Source organism: Rhizobium sp. AP16, from assembly GCF_000281735.1.
GTDB lineage: Bacteria > Pseudomonadota > Alphaproteobacteria > Rhizobiales > Rhizobiaceae > Rhizobium > Rhizobium rhizogenes.
This window is the reverse complement of the sequence record NZ_AJVM01000009.1, coordinates 17,973-34,211: the sequence shown is the minus strand read 5'-3', so window position 1 is coordinate 34,211 and position 16,239 is coordinate 17,973. Positions and strand designations below refer to the sequence as shown.

Below are 16,239 nucleotides of genomic sequence, written 5' to 3'. Positions count from 1 at the left end.
GGCAACTTCCCCGGCAGCGTCAGGAAAGAATGATCGGGGAGCGGGCCAACGATAGTCAACCCCACTTCATCTCGCCCTTGGCGACCTTGGCGCCGAGCTGGAGTGAGCTGACGTCCTTGAGGTCGGGATAGCGCTTGGTCATTGCAGCGATCAGTTCGGCGCTGTCCTTCGTTCGTCCCATTTCTTCCTCGAAGGCGAGAAGATAGTCGCGCGTGAAGGTGATTGCCGCGATCCCCTGTTCGGCTCCCTCTGCCTGATGGCCTGGAATGACGATCTTCGGTTTACGCGCAATGATCGTATCGAGCGCCTTAACCCATGTGGCACGCAGCTCCGGTGTTGCCGTGTCGGCGACCCAGACGTGGATGCCGGAACTGATGAGAACGCCGCCGAAGACGGCTTTGAGCGATGGGACCCAGATGTAGCGCCGGTCGTGCATTCCGGGCACTTCGATAATCTCGATGCGAGCCCCTTCGAGATCGAGAGAGGTCACGTCGGACGGTTCGGGAATAACGACGTCGGCCAGTTTCTGCGGGCCGTTTTCCTTGAGTTGAGGCCCCCAGGCCTCCAGCTTGGCTTGAACATTGGCCTTGATCGCCTCGACGGTGACCGGCTTGGCGATAACCTTCGCGTTCGGGAAGGTCTCTACAATGGGTCTAAGGCCGAAGTAGTAGTCGGGATCGTTGCAGCTCACGAAAATGGTCGTCAGCCGCTTGCCCGTAGCCTTGATGGCATCCGCAACGGCGCGTCCGTCGGAGAGCGTAAAGCCGCCGTCGAGCAGGATGGCGTTCCTTTTGCCCGTCAGGAGGACCGGCGTGCGGCGAAAGCCCGTTTCACCCGCCTGAAAATATGTCCATTCGAGCTTGCTGTTCGCGGCACGCGCCAGGGTGAGCGGAGAAACGACTAGGCCGGCAGCGATTGCAAGCTTGAAGGTGTCGCGTCGTGTGATCATGTCAATTTTCCCGATCTGGTGGAGTGCGAGGTAGCCAAAGATTGAGCAAATTCTATCACAGGCATTGATTAGGAGATAAATATCGCTCAATCATACAGACTGTATGATTTAATTTGACAAAGTACCGTGAGCGATCTTCTCAATCTGAATCGGCTGATCTTCTACACAACGGTCGTCGACACCGGTTCCTTTACGCTGGCGGCCGAACGGCTTGGTGTGGCAAAGGCTGTCGTCAGCCATCAGGTCGCGCGGCTGGAGCAGGAATTGGGCGTCACGCTGCTGACTCGCACTACGCGGCGACTTCACGCGACGGATGAAGGCCGTCTTTTCTATAGCCGCTGTGTCATCATTCTGCGCGAGGCGGAGGCGGCTTATGCCGAGATGTCGCAAAAGGCGAGCGAGCCTTCGGGCATGCTGACGCTGACCGCATCGCTCGATTATGGCGCAGCCGTCGTGGCGCCGACAATCGCGGCCTATCGCCAGCGTTTTCCCCAGATGCAGGTCAACGTCATCTTCGATGACGATGTCATGGACTTGGCTGCCGGTCAGGTAGACCTCGCCATTCGCGTTGGCTGGCTTGCGGATTCCAGCAATCAGGCGCGGCGTCTTGGCACCTTTGATCAATATCTCGTCGCCGCGCCCTCCCTGATCGGCGCGATGCCTTCCATGTCATCGCCGGCCGATGCGATCAATCTGCCATGGGTCGCCAACGCTGCACTGCGAAACCCGCTTCGCTGGATTTTTTCGCATGCCGAGCGGGAGACAGTCACAATTGACGTCAATTGCCCGGTGACCGCCGACAAGACACCTGCGGCCTATGCCTGCGTTCTTGCCGGGGTAGGGGTCTCGGTGTTCCCGGACTACATGGCGGCGAAGGACATCGAGGCGGGAAGGCTGGTTCGCATCCTGCCCGACTGGAGCCTGCCTGCCGGCGGCATCCATGCCGTCTTTCCGTCGGCGCGGTTTCGGCCTGCCAGGGTTCGTGCCTTCGTGGATATGCTAAAGGCGGCCGAACGCCAGAGAGTGGCCCAAACGAGGGCCGGTTCCGATTTGGCTGCAGACGCTGTTTGAGTATCCCAAGTGAGTGAGCAGAAATCGCTGGCAGGATACAAGCTCCGTGCCGTCAGGTACTCCAACGTTCCTGGCCTGCCACAACCAGCCAGTCTCGAAACGTTCTGGCCTCATGAGAAAGGCTCTTTGCCTCGATCAGCCAATAGGCCTTGTCCATATCCGAAGCTGTGTCGAACAGCGTCACCAACGACCCTTGCGCCAATTCATCGGCAATCAGCGCCGTGGGACAAAGGCCGACACCCTGGCCGCCGATGACCGAGCCGATCATCAGGTTGAAATCGGCAAAGATCGGGCCGGCCCTGGGTGTGTCGCGAAGGCCGGCGATAGCGAACCAGCGTGCCCACGCATCGATGGTCTCGTCATGAAGGAGTTCGGCGCTGGCCATATCGTGGAGTGCTTCAAGCTTGCCGTAACGGGCGCGAAATTCCGCCGAACAGGTCGGGCGCGTTTCGGCGCTTAGAAGCTCGATCGCGCTTGGGCCAGGCCGTAGCCCGTGACGTATCAACAGATCGACACCAGCCGCTTCCGGCGTCTTCGCGTCCAGCGCATAGACGATGTTGATCCGAAGATCCGGATAAGCCGCCCTAAATCTCGGCAATTGCGGAATGAGCCATCGCGTTGCCATCGATGCGATGCAGGCAATGCTGATCGGGCGGCTGTGAATTTCGAGCCGCAATTGCTGGGCGGCGATTTCGATATGTCCGAGCCCGTGTGTCACCGCTGCCCCGAACTCGCGGCCGGCAGCGGTGAGCGTGACACCACGCGTCTGCCGCACGAAAAGCGGGACGTTCAACCAGTTTTCCACCGTTCGCACATGTTGGCTGACGCCGGCCGCCGTCAGATTGAGCTCGGCGGCTGCCTTGACGAAACTCTCGTGACGCGCAGCTGCCTCGAAGGCGCGCAGGGAGGCGAGGGGAAGGTTGCTCATGGATAATGACTAAGTCAGGCTTGGTCAAAGGGCAAGAACAAACTGTGTTGTTTGGCGGTGCTATTTCGCTAGAGTGCCGCCGAATCTGGTGCTTCTGACAGGCGTTCGGCAAGCGCTAGGCTATCATCACGCAAGCATATAAGGGATAGTGATCGTAATGCAGAATTTATCCATGCCGCTGATCCCTTCCGATGCAAACGACCGTCGCAGCAAACCGCCGGTCGTCGTCTATCCGGTCGAGACGCTTCCATCTGCCGATCTTGGCCTTCTGAATACAGCGCGGCAGAAGCTGACGAAGGTGAGCGAGACCATCGTCCCGCCGAGGGAGGCGCGCAGCTTTCACGTTCCCAAAGGACATTTTTTCCGTATCGTCAGCGTAGAGGGCTCGCAGGTCGGCGATCTCAATCTCTGGAATGCGAATGACCTCTCCGAACGATTCTTCAGCGGCAAGACCCGCGCCCTGCATGCCACGCATGTCGGCGTCGGCGATCGATTGTGGAGCAGCTTGCCGTCTCTGCGGCCAATGGCGACGATCACCCACGATACGCTCGGCTGGTATGGCTGGGACGATGACGGCGCCGGCGTCCATGACGTCATTGGCACCCGCTGCGACCCCTATACCAACCGGCTGCTGAAGGGGAACGACTATCATCACTGCTGCCATTCGAACCTGACGCGGGCGCTTGCTGCTGAGCGGAACATATCGCTCGAGGAGGCCGAAACTCATGTGCATGACGTCTTGAACGTCTTCATGTGCACCGGCTTCACGCGCGACACCCACCAGTATTTCATGAAGGCCAGCCCCGTGCGGCCAGGCGATTTCATCGAGTTCTTCGCCGAGATCGATCTTCTGGGCGCTCTCTCCGCATGCCCCGGCGGTGATTGCGGCACCGGCCATTCGAGCGACGAGGCTGCATGCTATCCGCTGAAGGTGGAAGTGTGGCAGGCCGATCCCGAGATCATCGTCGGCTGGAGCTTCCCGGAGCGCAACCCTTATCCGCGAACGCACCGGTAGGCCTCCGCAAATCTGGGCGCAGAAGGCAACTCTCGCGTGTCTGCGCTTGATGCCGGCCGAGATTCAGCTTAGCTGTTTGACAGATCCGAGGTGTCTATCAAACGGGAGTATGAGCGAATTGGCTGACTGGTTATCCGAGACAAGGCCGATCAGTCGGAAGAACGCCGCCGAGGCGGTCTTTGACGATCTGCGCTCAGCCATCGGCTCGGGACAGCTGACCATCGGCACTCGGCTGCCATCGGAGGCTCAACTGGCGGAGAGGTATGGCGTAAGCCGGCCCATCATTCGTGAGGCTTTGCGTTCCCTTCAAACGCTCGGGCTGACGCAAACCCGCACCGGCAGCGGCACCTATGTCTTGATCGCGACGCCTAGCCCGGAACTTAATTATGGCGCCTACTCGGCGCGCGATTTGATCGAGGCGCGTCCCTTCATCGAGGTTCCCGCTGCCGGCTGGGCGGCGTTGCGCCGCACGGAGCATCAGATGGCCGCTTTGCTGGAGCTGTGTGACAAGATGGAAAGGGAAGAGGAGCCGCATCCATGGGTGCTCCTCGACTCGCAGTTTCATGGCCTGATCGCGGAGGCGTCGGGCAACGCGCTGTTTGCGAAGATCGTGGCCGATGCCCGCGAAGCACTGTCGTTACAATCGGAGATGGTAAATATGATGGCCGGCCGGCGTGCGGCATCTAACCTTGAGCACCGCCGGATCGTCGACGCGATCAAGGTGGGCTCAGGGCAGGAGGCACGAGAGGCAATGGAGCTTCACCTCGGTCAGGTGAAGCAGGTGGTGACCACCATCATTGGAGAAGATCAGGCTCAGCGTTGACGATAGCGGGCAGGTTGGCGAGGTGCTCGGGGCTGAGCGCCTTTTGCAGTTGTTCGACGGTCAGGTGTCCGCGTGCGAGGACGACCTCTGGCACCGTGCGGCCGCTGGCGAGCGCTTCCTGCGCGACTTCTGTGGCGGCGTAGTAGCCGATCAGCGGATTGAGTGCGGTGGCAAGCCCGATCGACTCCTCCACCCGTGCGGCCATGATAGCAGGATTGGCCTGGATGCCATCGACGCAGCGTTCCGCCAGGATGCGGCAGGCGGCGCTCAGCTGGCTGATGCTCTGGGAAAGCGCGCGCACCATGATGGGCTCGAAGGCGTTGAGCTGAAGCTGGCCGGCTTCGGCGGCCATGGTGATGGTAATGTCGTTGCCGATCACCGCATAGGCGACCTGATTGACCATCTCCGGAATAACCGGATTGATCTTCCCCGGCATGATGCTCGATCCCGCCTGAACGGCGGGCAGCGTGATTTCACCGATCCCCGCGCGCGGACCGGAAGACAGCAGGCGAAGGTCATTGCACGTCTTCGACAATTTCACAGCAACACGCTTGAGCACACCTGAAAGATGCACGAATGCACCTGGATCCTGGGTCGCTTCGATCAGGTCGTCCGCCGTGACCAGCGGACGTCCCGTCAGCCGCGACAGATGTTCACAAGCCAGCGCTGCATATCCACGAGGGGCATTCAGCCCGGTGCCGATGGCGGTGGCGCCGAGATTGATCTCGTGCAGCAGCGCGGCGGACTCGATAAGGCGAGCCTTGTCCTCGCCGAGCATCACGACGAAGGTCCGGAATTCCTGTCCGAGCGTCATCGGAACGGCATCCTGCAGCTGCGTTCGCCCAAGCTTGATGAACCGGGCGAATTCCTGCGCCTTGCGGTCGAAGGCGCTCTTCAGCACGGTCATCGAGGCCGCGAGGTCATCGATCGCCTCGATCAGCGCGATGTTGATCGCCGTGGGGTAAGCGTCGTTGGTCGATTGGCTGAGGTTGACGTGGTCGTTCGGGTGAAGATGGGCATAGTCGCCCTTGCTATGGCCGAGCAGTTCGAGGGCACGATTGGCGATGACCTCGTTCGCGTTCATGTTCGTTGAGGTGCCGGCCCCGCCCTGGATTTCGTCCACCACGAACTGGTCGTGAAGCGCGCCGGCGCGAATCTCGCGGCAGGCCCGCACGATCGCATCCATCCGCACTTGATCGAGCAGCCCGAGCTCGTGGTTTGCGATTGCCGCGGCCTCTTTCACGAAGGTCAGACCCCGGACGAGATAGGGATTGCGCCCGATCGTCATGCCTGTGACCTGGAAGTTTTCCACCGCCCTTGCGGTATGCACGCCCCAATAAACATCCGCCGGAATCTCTTTCGTTCCCAGCAGATCGTGCTCCCTGCGAGTCATGACCACATTATCCTCCAATGGCTCGAGACGACGCTAATATCTGTCAAGCTGTCTGACAGATATTCAGACCGTAATCAATCGAGGAACTGCGGTCAATAAGGGCAGATGCCACTTGACGTCAGACTTTCTATAAGACTATGAGGAAATAAAATCTGTCATGCAGCTTTACAGGGCTGTCCTGAAATTGTTGGTCTGTCCCCGCACCCATTGGGCGGCGAACGGTTAAGCCGGATGCGCTTGAGTTCCTGACGCAGCGCGAGGCAGCCAACTGAAAACGAATTCATTGGGAGGAGAGATATCAATGGAATCAGTGAAAACCACATCGGCTGACCGCGAGGTATTCGTCGAGGAAGAGCTCGGATACCATAAGGCGCTCAAGCCGAGGCAGATCCAGATGATCGCCATCGGCGGCGCGATCGGCACCGGATTGTTCCTCGGCGCAGGCGGGCGGCTTGCCCAAGCTGGCCCCGCGCTGGTCTTCGTCTACGCGCTCTGCGGCTTCTTCGCGTTCCTGGTGCTGCGTGCGCTTGGCGAGTTGATCATGCATCGCCCGAGCTCCGGCTCCTTCGTCTCCTATGCCCGCGAGTTCTACGGCGAGAAGATGGCGTTTGCGGCCGGCTGGATGTACTGGCTGAACTGGGCAATGACGTCGGTTGCCGACGTGACCGCCGTCGCGCTCTACATGAATTTCTTCAAGCATTATGTTCCATGGCTGGCGGGAATCGACCAGTGGGTGTTCGCCCTGACGGCGCTCCTGGTCGTCCTGGTGATGAACATGCTGTCCGTGAAGGTATTCGGCGAGCTTGAATTCTGGTTCAGCCTGATCAAGGTTATGGCGCTCGCGACCTTCCTGGTCGTCGGCATCTACTTCGTCGTGTTCGGCACCCCCTTGGAGGGGCATACCGTCGGTCTCAGCATCATCACTGACAATGGCGGCTTCTTCCCCAACGGCATCCTGCCTGCCTTCGTCATCATTCAGGGCGTCGTGTTTGCATACGCCTCGGTCGAACTGATCGGCACCACGGCGGGTGAAACCGCCGATCCCCGCAAGGTCATTCCCGGCGCGATCCGGACCGTTGTCGCTCGTCTCTTGATCTTCTATGTCGGCTCGGTGTTCCTGCTCTCGCTCCTCCTCCCTTACACGGCCTACAAGGCTGGCGAGAGCCCCTTCGTGACCTTCTTCGGCTCCATCGGCGTCGAGGGTGCCGATGTCATCATGAACCTGGTGGTCTTGACCGCTGTGCTCTCCTCGCTCAATGCAGGTCTCTATTCGACCGGCCGTATCCTTCACTCGATGGCTGTATCGGGCTCTGCCCCCGCGGCACTTGCGAAGATGAACAAGGCCGGCGTGCCCTATGGCGGCATTGCGGTGACTGCCGCCGTGACGGTTCTCGGCGTGGCGCTGAATGCGGTCGTTCCTGCCGCGGCCTTTGAGATCGCGCTTAGCCTGTCCGCTCTCGGTATCATCTGCGCATGGGGCGTCATCGTGCTTTGCCAGCTCAAGCTGTGGCACCTGTCGCGCCGCGGCGAGCTAGTCCGGCCTGATTTCCGCATGTTCGGCGCGCCCTATACCGGTATCCTCACGCTTGTCTTCCTCTTCGGCGTATTGGTGCTCATGGCCTTCGACTATCCAATCGGCACTTGGACCATCGCTTCGCTGGTGATTATCATTCCGGCGTTGGTCGCCGGATGGTATCTGCTGCGGGAGCGTATTCATCGTCTGGCCGATGAACGTATCGTCAGTGCGGAAGCGCCGCATTGAACGCGCAAAAAATCAATCCACTGGTGGCAATCATCGCCACCGGTGGGACCATCGCGAGCAAGCGTGGCGCCGATGGCGCCAGCACGCCAAGCCTGACGGGCGAGGATCTTCTTGCGCTTGTTCCGCAGGTCAACGCGCGGCTACAACCCATTGATCTGATGTCGAAAGATTCCGCGAGCCTGACGCTGGCCGACATGCAACGGATCAGCGATGCCGTAAGACAGCAGCTCGATGATCCGGCGATTTCCGGCGTCGTCGTCCTGCATGGCACCGATGCGATGGAGGAGACCGCGCTGCTCGTTCACCTGCAGCAGGCAACTTCCAAACCTGTGGTTTTCACCGGTGCGCAATTTACCGCCGATCATCCGCATGCCGATGGGCCGGCCAACCTTGCCCTGGCGATCGAAACCGCGATGAATCAGGATAACGTCGGTCGAGGCGTTCTCGTATCCTTCGGCGGCAGGCTTCTGCCCGCATGGGGCGTCTACAAGCGTAGCGCGGATAAGCCCGACGCATTCCGCTCGGCGCGGCCGATCGGGCATGTCGAGAGCCCGCGTCTGCCCACACCAGTCGCAGACGTCCGTGTCGATATAGTTGCGATTTATCCTGGCTGCGGCGCCACTCATATCCAGGCGAGCCTCGATGCAGGTGCGAACGGAATCGTGCTTGCCGCCCTCGGCTCCGGCAATGCCAATCCCGATATCATCGACACGGTAAGACGCTGCACGGACAGCGGCATCCCCGTGATCGTCTCCAGCAGGGTGCCCGACGGACTTCTCGTCGCGAGCTACGGCGGCGGCGGCGGCGGGCATGATCTTGCTGTCGCCGGGGCAGTCCACTCACACACGCTCCGGCCGAGCCAGGCGCGCATCCTGCTTGCGGCGCTGATCGCCGCACGAAGCCCGGCTGGACAAATCTCCCGGGCCTTCGGCGACTGCCGCTAGCATTCTCGGTTAGCTTTATTTGCCGTCGCGATACCAGCGCAGCGACATGCAGGAAAGACCCGCGTCGATCATTTCGATCTGCGTCGTCGGCACCGGCACGATCTTGTAGCCATGCTTGTCGAGAAGCTCGAGGCTGCGTGGGTATGCGGAAGGCACCATCAGGATGTCGTTGATCCGCAGCGCGTTTGCCGCCGGCTCTTCGCCGTCCGGGATGATGATCTGCTTGTAATCCTCGAAGACGCCGGAACGTGCGAGGCGGGCAGTCGAAAGCACCGTTTCCTCGTCGAGCAGCGAGCAGGCGGTCTTGAAATGAAGCACGCCTTCCGGCGTCGCGACCAGTCCGGCCTTGTGGCCAAACCTGTCGAGGCAGCCGATAAGTGCTTCGGCGCCGGCCCTGTCGGTTCGCGCCGAAAGGCCGATCATGATGCCCTTCGGCGTCGCCAGAATATCACCGCCATCCGCGATACCCGCCGGCAAATCGAGCACGGTTTCGAACATGCCGCGCAAGGCGGGCGCGATTTCAGCCGCTTCGCCGGATCGGCTTGCAGCACCTGGGCGAAGCAGGATCGCACCTTCGGTAAAGACGAGTGCGGGGTCTTCGACGAAGATCGAATCGGGGAAGGCTTCGAGCGCCGGCAGGACGGTCACCTCGACGCCGGCATCGCGCAGGCCGGCGACATAGGCATCATGCTCGGCCTTCACGGCTGCATAGGTCGGGCTGCCACGCTCCTCGGCGCGCAGGCCGTCAACCACCGAGCGTGATGGCTCGCGGACGATGGCGGAGTTGAAGCGATAGACTGATCTGGCTGGCGACATTTTCCCGTCCCTTTCCCTGCATTCCGGCTGCCTCTTCCGACTCAGCCAAGTCCAAGCATCTAAGCGAAATTTTCCTGTTGTGACAGGTGGAAGCCCGCGCGTTTACTTGATGACGATTCCCTTATCCGCAAGCGCGATTCTCATCCGGTCGACCAGATCGTGACGGGTCTCCGTCCAGTCGCTGGTCTTCACCCAGTATTCGATCTTCAACGTCGTCTTTTCGGCGGTCAGCTCGTCGGAATAAACACGAACAGCAGGGCTGCTCCTCACGCGGCGATCATCGGTGACGACGTCGAGAAGCGTTTTCGAGGCGAGCTTCAGATCGGCATCGTCGCCGACGGCCACCGACAGCTCCTGGCGGCGATTGGGTTCGCGGCTGTGATTGATGATTGGCGTGTTCCACAGCGTCGAGTTTGGTGCGAGCAGATAAAGACCGTCAGCGGTGCGCAGTTGGGTAGCAAACAACCCGACCTCGACGATTTTGCCGGCAACGGTGGAGGCTTCTATGTACTCACCAACGCGAAACGGACGCAGGGCGAGCAGCATGATTCCGGCCGCAATGTTTTGTAGCGTACCTTGAAGGGCTAGCCCGATGGCGAGGCCGGCAGCACCCAACGTCGCAACGATCGAGGTCGTCTGGACGCCGAATTGCCCGAGGACGGTGACGAAGACGAGAATCAGCAGCCCGTAGTGCAGTGCCTTCTCGAAGAATCGGGCCAGCGTTTCGTCTATGCCGTGAATTTTCGAGATGCCTTTATAGGCCCATCGACTGATGACGCTGGCAAGAACCCAGCCGCCGGCCAGTAGGACGATCGCTCCTATAGTCGAAAAGCCGTAGTGAACGATCAGGGCGCTTGCCTGACTGAGTGCTGTCTGCGTGGCGACGATTGCGTTGGTGGCTTGATTTTCCATTCTGCACATACCTTCCAGGCCATTGACGGTTACGGCCAAGGAACCCTCCGAAGCCGAACTGGTTCCGCTTTGGTGCCCTTCCACGATGGTAAATGCAATGGCGGAGGTCGCCAGATCACCCGAAATAAGGACTGTAGGCGAGACGCCATTTTGGGGTTTTGAGGCGGCGGCGATTTACGGTTTATGGGGTGAAATTAACCATTTGTTAACCATGGCGTTGGTACACAATATCAACGATTTATTTACATAGATGACCAAAGTGATAACAGACCCTCGCTCCATTCGCATCAAGGGCCGCTCCTTTCTGGCGGTCATGCTTTCTCCGGATCTTCCGTTCGATAACTGGTTGATAAGACTGGATGATCTTGCTGCACGCTCGGCTGGATTCTTCCTTGGACGACCGGTTGTGCTCGACGTGACGGATCTGCCGATCGACCGTTCGCAGCTGAAGGAGCTCATCGCGGAGCTTGGCCAGCGCAATGTGAGCATCATGGGAATCGAGGGTGCGCGCCCGTCGATCCTTGGGCCGGGCATGCCTGCCGCTCTCAAGGGTGGCCGCGCGGTTTCCGACTTCGAGGTTCCCGAGAAGGAGCCGACCATCGAGCTGCGAAGCCAGCCAGCCACGGTGCCTGAAGCCCGTCCATCGGTTCAGTCCATCACCATCAGGGAGCCGGTGCGTTCAGGGCAGTCGGTGATCTTTCCGGAAGGTGATGTGACGGTCGTCGGGTCTGTTGCCTCGGGAGCGGAGATCGTCGCGGGCGGTTCGATCCATATCTATGGAACCTTGCGCGGCCGGGCCATGGCGGGGTCGTTGGGCAAGGCGTCAGCGCACATCTTCTGCCGCAAGCTCGAGGCAGAACTCGTTGCCATCGACGGTATCTACAAGATGGCGGAAGACATGCCCGCCAACCTTCGCGGGCAGGCCGTCCAGCTCTGGCTGGAAGGCGATGCCATCAAAGCAGAGAAACTTATCTGAGCCGGAAACCGGCCAGGAAACAGGAGAGCAAGATGGGGAAAGTCATCGTAGTGACGTCAGGCAAGGGCGGGGTTGGCAAGACGACCTCGACTGCCGCGCTCGGAGCGGCTCTGGCGCAAAGGAACGAGAAGGTGGTCGTTGTCGATTTCGACGTCGGGCTGCGCAATCTCGATCTGGTGATGGGCGCTGAGCGCAGGGTCGTCTACGATCTGGTCAACGTCATCCAGGGCGATGCCAAGCTGCCGCAGGCGCTGATCCGCGACAAGCGGCTGGAAACGCTGTTTCTGCTGCCGGCATCGCAGACCCGCGACAAGGACAATCTGACGCCCGAAGGTGTCGAGCGCGTTATCAACGAGCTGAGGCAGCATTTCGACTGGATCATCTGCGACAGCCCGGCCGGGATCGAGCGCGGAGCGACCCTGGCAATGCGCCATGCGGATACGGCGGTGGTCGTGACCAATCCGGAAGTCTCCTCGGTGCGCGATTCGGATCGCATCATCGGCCTGCTCGACTCGAAGACCCTCAAGGCTGAGCGCGGCGAGCGCATGGAGAAGCATCTGCTGCTCACCCGCTACGACGCCAATCGCGCCGAGCGTGGCGATATGCTCAAGGTCGACGACGTCCTGGAAATCCTTTCCATTCCGCTCCTCGGCATTATCCCGGAAAGCAGCGATGTTCTGCGCGCCTCCAATATCGGCGCTCCCGTCACGCTGGCTGACAGCCGCAGTGCGCCTGCGATGGCGTATTTCGACGCTGCTCGCCGACTGGCTGGCGAGGTTCTGCCGATCACGATCCCCGGTGAAAAGCGGAACATTTTCGGCAAGATCTTCGGACGGAGGGCCGCATGAACATTTTTCGTCTTTTTGGAAAGCAAAGGACCGCGCCGGCCGCGCGCGAACGCTTGCAGCTGCTTCTGGCCCACGAACGTTCGTCAGTGGGATCGGACCTGGTGTTTCTGCTGCGCGAGGAAATCCTTGCCGTGATCGAAAAGCATGTGCAGCTCGACAGGGACAAGGTTCAGGTGAAGATGGATTGTAACGAGCACGTCTCGACGCTGGAAATCGACGTCGAAATTCCGTTGAACGCAACCGTGCGGGCCGCTTGAGGCCTCTCGACTAAAGATAGCATATTCTATTGTGCAATCCTCCGGCCATTGGCCGGGGGATTTTTTGCATGGCGCCTCCGATAGAGCGGAAGCAACCCGGCCGCGGTGATTTCCACCATGACATGATCGCCGGATTACGTGTCGCAACCAGACAATGTGTCACGATGGAACATCGCTCGAAATCCTAAGATCGGGTTCACTGAAATTGGAAGCTACGTAAATTTCGACTTCATAAAATGCAAAGAATATTCGATACTTGTGCACGGAGCAGCCGGCTTTCAGGCTGCCGATCAGGTAAGGGGCCGTCAGCAGCTTTCATCGCCGCCATCGCAATGTGGTTGGCTCTTTGCGTCATTTCGGTTTCCTCATTTGAGGGGGACGATGCGGGGCAATGCTGTGGATACTCTGCTGCCGTCCAAGGGCTAAGTTAAGGATTGAAGCAACGTGCTTGCTGTTCCGAAAGAACCACCACAGACGTTCATTTTCCTGATGCTGTCGTCGCTTCGAAAGGCGTTCTTCAGCATCGCCATCGCTAGCGCGGCGATCAATGTGCTGGCGCTCACCGGTTCGTTCTTCATGCTGCAGGTTTACGATCGGGTCATTCCGGGCCGCAGTCTTCCGACGCTGGCGGGTCTCGCGATTATTGCCGCCACCCTTTTCATATTCCAGGGCGCGTTGGAGCTGTTGCGCTCGATGCTGCTTGCGCGTGTCGGGGCGTCTCTCGATGAACGGATGAACCGGAAGGTTTTCAGCTCGCTCGTTCATCTGCCGACCAGAATGCAAACGTCCGACGATGGGCTCCAGTCTGTTCGCGATCTGGAGCAGGTCCGCTCGTTCCTGTCCGGAGCCGGATGCGCGGCGCTGTTCGATCTGCCCTGGATGCCGTTTTACTTGGTCCTGTGCTTTTTGTTTCATTTCTGGATCGGCGTCACCGCACTCTGCGGCGCGATTCTACTTGTCATTCTGACCGTGCTTGCCGAGGTGCTGTCTCATCGCCCAGCGCTGGAAGCTGCCAAATCCTCGGCGGCACGCCTCAGCTTCGCGCAGGCCGCGCGGAGGAACTGGGAAGCGGTGGTCGCCATGGGTTTCAGCGGTCGCCTCACCGAAAAATGGGCGGCGATGAATGAGGATTATCTCGCAAATCAGCTGGCTGCGAGCAAGATTGCCGGCACGCTGACCACGATAGCCAAGATATCGCGGATGATGCTTCAGTCTGGCGTTCTGGCTGTCGGCGCCATTCTTGTGATCGACCAGCAGGCAACGGGCGGGATCATCATAGCAAGCTCGATCATGGTCACCCGTGCTCTGGCCCCCGTCGAGCTTGCCATCGGGCAATGGAAGGGCTTCGTTGCTGCCCGACAAAGCTGGGCGCGTCTCAACAAGCTTCTGAATCTGATCCCGAGTGAACAGTGGGCCGTTGCTCTGCCGGCACCGCAGAAGGATCTCAGTGTCGAAAATATTGGCCTGACCTCTCCGGGAAGCCGCGATTTCATCCTGCGCAATATCTCGTTCAAGATAACGGCGGGAACGGTGCTTGGCGTCGTTGGTCCAAGTGCCTCGGGAAAATCGTCGCTCGCCAGGGCGATCACCGGGCTGTGGCCGGTCACCATCGGCGCGATCAGGCTCGATCAGGCGGCGCTGTCGCAATGGGAACCAAGCGAACTCGGGCAACATGTCGGATATCTTCCGCAGGATGTCGGCCTGTTCGACGGATCGATAGCTGAAAACATTTCGCGCTTCGCGAAGGACATGCAGCCTGAACCGATCATCGCGGCTGCGAAGGCGGCCGGCGTATACGACATGATCGTCAAGCTGCCGGATGGATTCGACACGGTCATCGGCGAGGGCGGTTCGCGGCTGTCGGCCGGTCAAAGGCAGCGCATCGCCTTGGCGCGGGCGCTTTATGGCGACCCCTTCCTTGTGGTTCTGGACGAGCCGAACTCGAATCTGGATGCCGAAGGGGAGGCGTCTCTGACCAAAGCCTTGATTGGCGTACGGGCGCGGGGCGGCATTGCCATCGTCGTGGCGCATAGGCCGAGCGCGCTTGCGGCCGCCGATAAGGTCATGATCATTGCCAACGGACAAATGCAGGCATTCGGACCCAAGGACGAGATATTGGGGACGTCCCCGAAACCTTCAGGGACCGGACCTGTCCGATTGATGATCGCCGGCGAGGATGTGAGCGGATGAAGAACACGAAGCTCTCCCCCACTGACCGCGCCATCCGCCGCCTGTCCATTTTCGTGCTGGCGACGATCCTCCTGCTGTTCGGCATCATGGGCGGCCTTGCGGCGGCGACGAAGATCTCGGGAGCGGTCATCTCATCCGGTTCGCTCGTCGTCGACAGCCATGTAAAGCCTGTTCAGCACCTCAAGGGCGGCATTGTCAGCGCGATCAACGTGAAGAACGGCGACCGCGTCGATGCCGGTCAGGTCTTGATTCGTCTGGATGATACGCAGACCCGAGCCAGTCTCGCCATTTTCAGGAAGCGCCTGAATGAACTTGCCGCCCGAACGGCACGGCTGGCTGCGGAGCGTGACGGCAAGGATGCGATCGCCTTCCCGGCGGATCTGCTGGCCAATGCCGGCAATGATGACGTGAAGAATATACTGGCCGGCGAGCAGCGCCTCTTCAACGACCGCTTGGCATCGCGACAGGGTCAGAAGTCCCAGTTGCGCGAGAGAGTTCAGCAGCTGAAACAGGAAGTCGAGGGCCTGGTCGCGCAGGAGAAGGGCAAGCGGGTCGAGATCCAACTTGTCGGCAAGGAGCTCGGCAGCCTCCAGCAATTGTTGAATCAGGGCATCATTTCGGCGACGAAGGTCTATTCGTTGCAGAGGGACAGCGCCCGGCTGACCGGTGAGCTCGGCAATCTCGTATCGTCGATTGCGCAGACCAACGGCAAGATCACCGAGACCGAGCTTCAGATCATTCAGATCGACAATGATCGCAGTTCCGAGGTTTCCGATCAGCTGCGACAGGCCGAGAGCGATACCGGCCAGTTCTCGGAGCGATTAATCGCCGTCGAGGACGATCTGAAGCGGATAGACATCAGGGCACCGCAAGCCGGGATCGTCGATCAGTTGAACGTGCATGCGGCGGGTGCGGTAATCGGGCCGGCGGAGACGATCATGCAGATCGTGCCGGACAAGGACGCGCTTGTCGCCGAGCTGAAGCTCGCGCCGCAGGACATCGCCCAGGTCGCCGTCGAGCAGGTCGTCGCTTTGCGATTTTCTGCTTTCAACCAGCGTATCACGCCCGAGCTGAACGCTCGCGTCGAGACCATCTCGGCGGATCTGACGACAGATCAGCATTCTGGCCAGAGTTATTATGTGGTTCGCGCCAAAGCGTCGAAGGAGGAATGGGACCGGCTGGGCGAGCTTACGCCGCTTGCCGGCATGCCGGTGGAAGCCTTCATGCAGACCGGCTCGAGAAGCGTTCTTGCCTATTTGACGAAACCGATGACCGATCAGATCAAGCGGGCGTTCAAAGGAAACTAAAGCGCGGCCGTGATTTAAACGGTCGCGCCGGGCGCCCAAGACACCCTG

At 60.1% G+C, this 16,239-nt stretch carries 16 protein-coding genes; 10 read left to right on the top strand and 6 right to left on the bottom strand.

Features of this window, described 5'->3' with window-relative positions:
• Window positions 1–55: 55 nt before the first annotated feature.
• Entirely contained in the window at window positions 56–949 is an 894-nt protein-coding gene (locus PMI03_RS06885; RefSeq protein ID WP_007691255.1) for an MBL fold metallo-hydrolase, read from the bottom strand.
• 126 nt (window positions 950–1,075) lie between these two features.
• On the opposite strand from PMI03_RS06885, the gene PMI03_RS06880 reads away from it, so the two are divergent.
• The gene (locus tag PMI03_RS06880; protein ID WP_007691253.1) at window positions 1,076–2,020 is read left to right on the top strand and encodes a LysR family transcriptional regulator; all 945 of its coding nucleotides are present in this window, start codon (window positions 1,076–1,078) and stop codon (window positions 2,018–2,020) included.
• A gap of 52 nt (window positions 2,021–2,072) precedes the next feature.
• On the opposite strand, the gene PMI03_RS06875 is transcribed toward PMI03_RS06880, so the two are convergent.
• Window positions 2,073–2,948 (bottom strand): LysR substrate-binding domain-containing protein, encoded by an 876-nt coding sequence (locus PMI03_RS06875; protein ID WP_007691252.1) that lies wholly within the window; start codon window positions 2,946–2,948, stop codon window positions 2,073–2,075.
• 157 nt (window positions 2,949–3,105) lie between these two features.
• Here PMI03_RS06875 and PMI03_RS06870 point away from each other — a divergent pair, with 157 nt between their 5' ends.
• Together PMI03_RS06870 and PMI03_RS06865 are read left to right on the top strand one after the other, a co-directional pair.
• Window positions 3,106–3,963, top strand: coding sequence for a DUF1989 domain-containing protein (locus PMI03_RS06870; RefSeq protein ID WP_007691251.1), 858 nt, complete (start codon window positions 3,106–3,108; stop codon window positions 3,961–3,963).
• Between the two features lie 109 nt (window positions 3,964–4,072).
• The gene (locus tag PMI03_RS06865) at window positions 4,073–4,786 is read left to right on the top strand and encodes a FadR/GntR family transcriptional regulator (RefSeq protein ID WP_039973679.1); all 714 of its coding nucleotides are present in this window, start codon (window positions 4,073–4,075) and stop codon (window positions 4,784–4,786) included.
• Here the strand turns inward: PMI03_RS06865 and PMI03_RS06860 are convergent.
• Window positions 4,758–6,179, bottom strand: coding sequence for an aspartate ammonia-lyase (locus PMI03_RS06860; RefSeq protein ID WP_039973678.1), 1,422 nt, complete (start codon window positions 6,177–6,179; stop codon window positions 4,758–4,760). The two genes, PMI03_RS06865 and PMI03_RS06860, sit on opposite strands and share 29 nt — an antisense overlap.
• 301 nt (window positions 6,180–6,480) lie before the next feature.
• Between PMI03_RS06860 and PMI03_RS06855 the strand changes: the two genes are divergently transcribed.
• Complete coding sequence (locus tag PMI03_RS06855; RefSeq protein ID WP_007691244.1) at window positions 6,481–7,941, top strand: amino acid permease; 1,461 nt, start codon at window positions 6,481–6,483, stop codon at window positions 7,939–7,941.
• Complete coding sequence (locus tag PMI03_RS06850) at window positions 7,938–8,885, top strand: asparaginase (RefSeq protein ID WP_007691242.1); 948 nt, start codon at window positions 7,938–7,940, stop codon at window positions 8,883–8,885. Before PMI03_RS06855 ends, PMI03_RS06850 begins: the two co-directional genes overlap by 4 nt.
• A gap of 15 nt (window positions 8,886–8,900) precedes the next feature.
• Here PMI03_RS06850 and PMI03_RS06845 read toward each other — a convergent pair whose 3' ends face one another.
• Window positions 8,901–9,701, bottom strand: coding sequence for an arginine deiminase-related protein (locus tag PMI03_RS06845; protein ID WP_007691241.1), 801 nt, complete (start codon window positions 9,699–9,701; stop codon window positions 8,901–8,903).
• Window positions 9,702–9,803: 102 nt separating this feature from the next.
• A complete protein-coding gene (locus tag PMI03_RS06840) occupies window positions 9,804–10,613 on the bottom strand; it encodes a mechanosensitive ion channel family protein (RefSeq protein ID WP_039973677.1) in 810 nt (269 codons plus the stop codon).
• Window positions 10,614–10,863: 250 nt separating this feature from the next.
• Between PMI03_RS06840 and minC the strand changes: the two genes are divergently transcribed.
• From minC to minE, 3 genes are read left to right on the top strand one after another with little or no spacing between them, the layout of a single operon-like run.
• On the top strand, window positions 10,864–11,589 hold the full coding sequence (gene minC / locus PMI03_RS06835; protein WP_007691238.1) for a septum site-determining protein MinC: 726 nt from the start codon (window positions 10,864–10,866) through the stop codon (window positions 11,587–11,589).
• 32 nt (window positions 11,590–11,621) lie between these two features.
• Complete coding sequence (minD, locus tag PMI03_RS06830; protein WP_007691237.1) at window positions 11,622–12,437, top strand: septum site-determining protein MinD; 816 nt, start codon at window positions 11,622–11,624, stop codon at window positions 12,435–12,437.
• On the top strand, window positions 12,434–12,694 hold the full coding sequence (minE, locus tag PMI03_RS06825; protein ID WP_007691232.1) for a cell division topological specificity factor MinE: 261 nt from the start codon (window positions 12,434–12,436) through the stop codon (window positions 12,692–12,694). Before minD ends, minE begins: the two co-directional genes overlap by 4 nt.
• 229 nt (window positions 12,695–12,923) lie before the next feature.
• Here minE and PMI03_RS31550 read toward each other — a convergent pair whose 3' ends face one another.
• Entirely contained in the window at window positions 12,924–13,049 is a 126-nt protein-coding gene (locus PMI03_RS31550; RefSeq protein WP_309574332.1) for a hypothetical protein, read from the bottom strand.
• A gap of 89 nt (window positions 13,050–13,138) precedes the next feature.
• On the opposite strand from PMI03_RS31550, the gene PMI03_RS06820 reads away from it, so the two are divergent.
• Entirely contained in the window at window positions 13,139–14,884 is a 1,746-nt protein-coding gene (locus PMI03_RS06820; protein ID WP_007691227.1) for a type I secretion system permease/ATPase, read from the top strand.
• On the top strand, window positions 14,881–16,191 hold the full coding sequence (locus tag PMI03_RS06815; protein WP_007691225.1) for an HlyD family type I secretion periplasmic adaptor subunit: 1,311 nt from the start codon (window positions 14,881–14,883) through the stop codon (window positions 16,189–16,191). The genes PMI03_RS06820 and PMI03_RS06815 overlap by 4 nt, the downstream gene beginning before the upstream one ends.
• Window positions 16,192–16,239 lie beyond the last annotated feature (48 nt).

Bases quoted from the DNA above. Each gene is read 5' to 3' on its own strand.
- PMI03_RS06815 (WP_007691225.1), top strand. From the start codon at position 14,881: ATGAAGAACACGAAGCTCTCCCCCACTGACCGCGCCATCCGCCGCCTG.
- PMI03_RS06860 (WP_039973678.1), bottom strand. From the start codon at position 6,179: ATGACTCGCAGGGAGCACGATCTGCTGGGAACGAAAGAGATTCCGGCG.
- PMI03_RS31550 (WP_309574332.1), bottom strand. From the start codon at position 13,049: ATGACGCAAAGAGCCAACCACATTGCGATGGCGGCGATGAAAGCTGCT.
- PMI03_RS06865 (WP_039973679.1), top strand. From the start codon at position 4,073: ATGAGCGAATTGGCTGACTGGTTATCCGAGACAAGGCCGATCAGTCGG.
- PMI03_RS06845 (WP_007691241.1), bottom strand. From the start codon at position 9,701: ATGTCGCCAGCCAGATCAGTCTATCGCTTCAACTCCGCCATCGTCCGC.
- PMI03_RS06855 (WP_007691244.1), top strand. From the start codon at position 6,481: ATGGAATCAGTGAAAACCACATCGGCTGACCGCGAGGTATTCGTCGAG.
- PMI03_RS06870 (WP_007691251.1), top strand. From the start codon at position 3,106: ATGCAGAATTTATCCATGCCGCTGATCCCTTCCGATGCAAACGACCGT.
- minC (WP_007691238.1), top strand. From the start codon at position 10,864: ATGACCAAAGTGATAACAGACCCTCGCTCCATTCGCATCAAGGGCCGC.
- minD (WP_007691237.1), top strand. From the start codon at position 11,622: ATGGGGAAAGTCATCGTAGTGACGTCAGGCAAGGGCGGGGTTGGCAAG.
- minE (WP_007691232.1), top strand. From the start codon at position 12,434: ATGAACATTTTTCGTCTTTTTGGAAAGCAAAGGACCGCGCCGGCCGCG.
- PMI03_RS06875 (WP_007691252.1), bottom strand. From the start codon at position 2,948: ATGAGCAACCTTCCCCTCGCCTCCCTGCGCGCCTTCGAGGCAGCTGCG.
- PMI03_RS06840 (WP_039973677.1), bottom strand. From the start codon at position 10,613: ATGGAAAATCAAGCCACCAACGCAATCGTCGCCACGCAGACAGCACTC.
- PMI03_RS06885 (WP_007691255.1), bottom strand. From the start codon at position 949: ATGATCACACGACGCGACACCTTCAAGCTTGCAATCGCTGCCGGCCTA.